The 6,376-nt window shown below is 72.9% G+C and carries 4 protein-coding genes; all 4 read left to right on the plus strand.

The window, feature by feature from the left end:
• The coding region (locus ND748_RS22260) for a (Fe-S)-binding protein (protein ID WP_251747916.1) at positions 1–911 on the plus strand (911 nt) is incomplete at its 5' end.
• Positions 912–1,426: 515 nt separating this feature from the next.
• Positions 1,427–2,950 carry a glycosyltransferase family 2 protein gene (locus ND748_RS22265; protein WP_251747917.1) on the plus strand — a complete coding sequence of 508 codons (1,524 nt, stop codon included), beginning with the start codon at positions 1,427–1,429 and terminating at the stop codon, positions 2,948–2,950.
• Entirely contained in the window at positions 2,937–5,798 is a 2,862-nt protein-coding gene (locus ND748_RS22270) for a PA14 domain-containing protein (protein WP_251747918.1), read from the plus strand. The genes ND748_RS22265 and ND748_RS22270 overlap by 14 nt, the downstream gene beginning before the upstream one ends.
• Complete coding sequence (locus ND748_RS22275; protein ID WP_251747919.1) at positions 5,795–6,304, plus strand: hypothetical protein; 510 nt, start codon at positions 5,795–5,797, stop codon at positions 6,302–6,304. The genes ND748_RS22270 and ND748_RS22275 overlap by 4 nt, the downstream gene beginning before the upstream one ends.
• Positions 6,305–6,376 lie beyond the last annotated feature (72 nt).

Below are 6,376 nucleotides of genomic sequence, written 5' to 3' on the forward strand. Positions count from 1 at the left end.
CGGTCGAGCCGTTCAGCCGCTGGTGGCAGGCGCGGTTGCGGCGAGACGGCGGGCCGAGCGGCAACGGCGCTGCCGCCGCGCACGGCGGTCCGGCGGCCGATGGCGCCCGGGTCGGGGGTGGCGGACTGGCGGCCGACGGCGACCGGGTCGGGGGTGGCGGCAAGGGCCGGGACGTGGTGCTCTGGATCGACTCCTTCACCGAGTCGTTCTCGCCCGAGGTCGGCCGGGCGGCGGTCGAGGTGCTGACCGCGGCCGGTTACCGGGTGATCGTGCCGCCCGGCCCGGTGTGCTGCGGGCTGACCTGGATCACCACCGGCCAGCTCGACGAGGCGCGCCGACGGCTGCGGGCATCGGTGGCGAGCCTGGCGCCGTACGCCCGAGCGGGCACGCCCATCGTGGGCCTGGAACCGTCCTGCACCGCGGTGCTGCGTGGTGACCTGACCGAGCTGCTTGCCGACGACCCGGCCGCGGCCCTGGTGGCAGGCGGGGTCCGCACGCTCGCCGAGCTGCTGGCAGCCACCCCGGGCTGGGCACCGCCGCGCCTCGACGGGATACGGGTGCTCGCCCAACCGCACTGCCACCAGCACGCGGTCATGGGTTTCACGGCCGACCGCGACCTGCTCTCGGCGGCCGGCGCCCGGCTGGAGGTGCTGGCCGGCTGCTGCGGCCTTGCCGGCAACTTCGGGATGGAGGCCGGGCACTACGACGTCTCCGTCGCGATCGCGCAGCGCGGCATCGGCCGGGCGGCCGCGGCGGCACCCGCCGACGCGGTGCTGCTCGCCGACGGGTTCTCCTGTCGCACCCAGGTCGCGCACGTCACCACCCGGCACGGCCGCCATCTCGCCGAGCTGCTCGCCGAGCCGCCGACCGCCGAGCCGCCGACCGCCGAGCCCCCGGACGTCACCATCTGACGCGGCGTTCCGTACTCGCCCTATCCAGGTCATAAGACCGCTTGTCCGGCATCAGGTGTATGCGATGAACCGCGTCCTCCATCCTCGTCATGGTCGCGAGAGAAGGCGGTTGTCGATACCGATAAAGATGCGCAGGATTACCGCCGAGAATGCGGTGGACTGCCGCGCTGGTTGGGTCTGTCGACGGGTCGCGTAGCGACGTCGGTTGTGTCTCGGAGTGTGCCTGGTGGGAACTCGTGCCCGCCTGTCGCGACCGTAGGGTAATTTTTCGCTCGGCCTCGGGAGTTGTCAGGCCGAGATTCGGGCCGGGGGTGTCACAAAAATGGCCCGATTCGCTGTTTCTTTTTCGGCTTCAGCTGGGGGAAATTCGTCATGCTCCGTGCCACAACCATGCTCGACAGGCGCTGTTTCGCATTGCCGGCCGCCGCCCCCGGGAACGGGAACCAGCCGGCGCCGGTTCGCCTCCTGGGGGTCCGCCGCCTGATGGCGCGCGGACCGGGCGGAGGCCAACCGCGATGACGCCGACGAGTACCGGGGATTTCCCCGACGACCTCACCGGCCTGCTGCGTCGGCCGGTTCTGCCCCAACCCCGCACCCCACCGGACGGCCTGGCCGCCGCGGCGGCAGCGGGCCCGGCCAGGGCCGACCCGCCCCGGCCCGCCGTCTCCACCCCCGATCCCGACTTCGTCCCCGATCCCGACTTCATCACTGACCCGGATTTCGTCCTGGACCCGGATTTCGTCCTGGACCCGGATTTCGTCCTGGACCCGGATCTCGTCCTGGACCCTGATCCCGACCCGCAGACGACCGCCCACCGCCTCGTGCCCATGGCCCTGCGGCTGTCCGTCGTGGTGCCGACCCGCAACGAGGCGCACAACATCGAGCCCCTGCTGCGCCGGCTCGACGAGGCGCTGCGGGGACTCGCCGGCGAGGTCATCTTCGTCGACGACTCCGACGACGCAACCCCCGAGGCGATCGCCCGGGTCCGGCCGACGGTGAGCCTGCCGGTGCGGGTGCACCACCGCGCGCCGCGGGACCGGGTGGGCGGGCTCGGCGGCGCGGTCAGCGAGGGATTCGCCCTGTGCGCGGCGCCCTACGCGGTCATCATCGACGGCGACCTGCAGCATCCGCCGGAAACGATCCCCGCCCTGCTCGCCGTGGCCCTGCACGACGCCGCCGACGTGGTCATCGCCAGCCGCTACGTGCCCGGCGGCAGCGCCTCAGGTCTCGCCGGCGCCACCCGTCACCTCGTCTCCACCGGCTCGAACCGGCTCTGCCGGCTGGCGTTCCCGCGCCGGCTGCGCGGGGTCTCCGACGTGATGAGCGGCTTCTTCCTCGTCCGGGTGGCCGCGGTCGACCAGGCGGGGCTGCGTCCCGACGGCTACAAGATCCTGCTGGAACTACTGGCCACCGCCGGTCCGCTGCGCATCCGGGAGGTCGGCTACACCTTCGCCGAGCGGCACGCCGGCGCCTCGAACGCCTCGATGTCCGAGGGGGTGCGATTCGTCCGGCGGCTGTTCTCGCTGCGAGTGCCCCGTCCGGCGCGGTTCGCCCTGGTCGGGGCGTCCGGCACCGTCCCGAACCTGTTCGGCACCGCCGTCCTGCACCACCTTGGCCTGCACTATTTGGCCGCGGCGATCCTCGCCACGCAGGTCGCGATCGCCTGGAACTTCGCCGGCTGCGAGCTGCTGGTCTGGGACCGCCAGGCCGGCTCCCGCCTGCGCCGCTACCCGACGTTCGCGGTGATCAACAACGTCGATCTCGTCATCCGGCTGCCGCTGTTGGCGCTGCTCGTCGGCCGGTGGGGGATCGGCGTCGGCACGGCGACGCTGCTGTCGCTGGCCGCCGCGGTGATCGTGCGGTATTTGGTGGTGGAGCGGCTGGTCTACCGCCGTCCGATGCCGTCGACGGCAGCAGTCGAGTCGGCGGGACCGTCGCGGGCAGTCCGGCCGGGCCGGGCTCAGGGCGCGCATCGGCGAGGCGGCCTGTCCTGGTCGGCGGGCGCGCCGGGGGAGGAGGCCCCCGATGCGGCCACGTGAACCGCGGCATCCAGGACCACCGCATCGTGAGCCACCGCATCGTGAGCTGCGGCGTCGTGAGCTGCGGCATCGTGCACCGCGGCCGCGCCGGCTCGCCCGCCCGACCCGGTCGGGCCGGGCGCTCGTCGCCGTTGTGCTGGCCTCGGCCGTCGGGCAGCTCGTCCTGCTGGTCGCGGGCTCGCCGACGGCGTCGGCGCAGACCTGCTCGGATGACCAGTGGAACGCCGAGTTCCACACCGGGACCGATCTGGGTGGCGACCCGGCCGGGCAGCGCTGCGACGCCGCCATCGACTTCGACTGGTCGGCGAACGGCCCCGGCGTCACCGGCATCGGGACCACCAGCTACTCGGTGCGCTGGACCCGCCAGTTCACCCTCGCCGCCGGCGCCTACACGGCGAGTGTGACCGGTGACGACGGCGTCCGGGTGCTCATCGACGGGCAGTCCGTCGCCGACGGCTGGGGCGATCACGGCCCGCAGACGTTCACCGGCGCCCGCACCCTGGCCGCGGGTGCCCACACGATCGTCGTCGAGTACTACCAGAACGCCGGCGGCGCCATGGTCGAGTTCGACCTCTCCGGCGGGCCGGCGGGGCCGAGCGGTGCCGGGCCCGACTGCGCCGCGGGCGAGTGGGCCGGCATCTACTTCCCGAACCGGACGTTGAGCGGTACCGGGGTGCCCCGCTGCTCGGCGGGCGTCGACTACGCCTGGGGCGACGACGGTCCCGGCCTGACCGGCATCGGTGCCGACAACTTCTCCGCCCGCTGGACGCGGACGGCGACCTTCGCCGCCGGCACCCTGGCGTTCACCGTCACCGCCGACGACGGGATCCGGGTCTACCTCGACGACCAGCCGATCATCGACCGATGGCGCGACCAGGGCCCCACCACGTACACGGCGAGTACGGAGGTCACCGCCGGCAGCCATGCCATCCGGGTGGAGTACTACGAACACGCCGGGGGCGCGACCGCCCGAGTCGGTTACACCGTCACGCCCGCGGCCGCGTGCAACGGCCTGCAGTGGTCGGCCCAGTACTTCGGCAACGTCACGCTCGCCGGCGCGCCGACGCCGGCGCGCTGCGAGACCGGCCTGCATCACGACTTCGGTGTCGGCGGCCCGGGCGTGGCCGGCATCGGCGTGGACGCCTTCTCCGCCCGCTGGACCCGGGTCGACCGCTTCGCCGCCGGCCCGATCACGATCGCCGCGACCGCCGACGACGGGGTGCGCGTCTACGTCGACGGCACCCGGGTGATCGACGGCTGGAACGACCAGGGCCCGACCACCTTCACCGCCACCCCGACGGTGACCGCGGGCACCCACACGATCGTCACCGAGTACTACGACCGGGCCGGCGGGGCGCAGATCCGCGTCGACTACACCGGCGGTGGCGACCCTGGCCCCGTCCCACCCCCGCCGCCGGGTGGGTGCGCCGCCGACTGCGGCGGATCCTGGCAGACGCTCAGCTATCCGAGCTCCGTCCGGTCCGTGCACGCCAGCGTCCTGCACACCGGGAACGTGCTGCTCGTCGCCGGCTCCGGAAACGACCTTTCAGCCTTCGACGCGCACACCTTCAAGTCCACCGTGTGGAATCCGAATACGGGTCAGTTCACAGATGTTCCCGTTGCGGACGACCTCTTCTGCTCCGGCCATGTCCAGCTCCCGGACGGTCGAATCCTGCTGGCCGGCGGGACGGCCGCATACTCCACCGCGACGGCCAACTACAAGGGCCTGGCGAAGAGCTACGTCTTCGATCCCGTGGCCGACACGTACACGGCGACGAACGATCTGCCCGGCGGCGGACACTGGTATCCCAGCCTGGTCGCGCTGGGCGACGGCGACGTCCTCGCCGTGGGCGGCCTGGACCAGAACGCGGCCGGCAGCGTCGCGACCGAGATGTTCGACAGCTCCCGGCAGACCTGGCTCTCCGCCGCCCAGGTGCCGCAGACGTACTTCTTCTGGGGCCTGTACCCGGAGCTGAAGCTGATGACGGACGGGCGGCTGTTCTACGCCGGCGTCCACACCTTCGGCAACGCGCCGACCGTGGCCGGCTCGAACATCTACGACCCGGCCACGGCGACGGTCAACGACGTGCCGGGCCTGCGCCACGTGAACCTGCGCGACCAGGGCGCCTCGGTGCTGCTCCCGCCGGCCCAGGCCGGGCGGGTGCTGACCCTGGGCGGCGGCAACGGCGACGCTGGGGCTGACGCCATCGCCGCCACCGACCTCATCGACCTGCGCCAGCCCGACCCGCACTGGCAGGCCGGCCCGGATCTGCCTGCGGCGAAGATGTACGTCAGCGCCGTGATCCTGCCCGACGGGAAGGTCCTGGAGACCGGCGGCGGACGGCATCTGCGCTCCGACCCGGTGCACGAGTCGTCGATCTACGATCCGGTCGCGAACACCTTCACCTCCATCCCGGCGGACCCCGAGGACCGGACCTACCATTCGCAGGCGTTCCTGCTGCCCGACGGCAGCGTCGCGGCGCTGGGGAACAACCCGCTCGACGGGTCGTTCAGCCAGGCGATCTCCATCTACCGACCCTGGTACATGAGCCGGCAACGGCCCGCGATCACCCAGGCGGCCGACACGTTCGGCTACGGCTCGCGGCAGGCGCTGACGGTCGACGGCGACATCGGCCGGGTCACGCTGCTGCGGCCCGCGTCGGTCACCCATCAGGCCGACCCCAACCAGCGCAGCGTCGACCTGCCGGTCTCGGCCGGCAGCCAGAGCGGTCAGCTCTCGGTCGATGTCCCCGACAATCCGAACCTGCTGCCGCCGGGGTACTACATGATGTTCGCCCAGAACACCGCCGGGGTTCCCTCGGTCGCCCGATGGGTGCGGGTCGGGTGAGCACGGACCTGGACGGACCACATGTCTCGCCCGTTCCCGATCCCGTTCCCGCGGCCGGGCGGCGGCGGGTACTGGTGACGGTCGCGCTCGCGGTGGCGCTCGTCAACGGTGCAGCCGGGGTGATCGGCCATGGTGGGTGGCCTGACGGCGGCTCCAGCCGCCCCCGCCCCCCCGGCCACGACTCTGCTGGCCACGATTCGGCCGTGCAGGACGTCGTCGCTGCGGTCGCGCCGGCCGCCGCGCTGTCCGGCCGGATCGTGCCCCGAGGCAACGGCAGCCCCTCCCCGATCCCGGTGGGCCTGGACGGCTGCGACTACAACTACGTCGCGGCCGACACCGGACGGCGGATCTGCGTGCCGCGCACCCCGCCGCCCGGCCGGCGGCTCGACTGCGCCTACCTGCGAGAACAAGGTATCGGCGCCGTCCGGGTCACCGGTCAGGACACCCAGCGGCTCGCCGGCCCGGCGCCCACGGCGGCAAAGGGCACGGTGCTCTGTGCGCCGTGACGACCTGCCGGTGACGCGCCGCGGGCTGGTGGCGCTGCTCGCCGTCGTCGGGATCGGTGCGCTCGCCGGCTG

The organism is Frankia sp. AiPs1 (genome assembly GCF_023716945.1).
Taxonomy (GTDB): Bacteria; Actinomycetota; Actinomycetes; order Frankiales; family Frankiaceae; genus Frankia.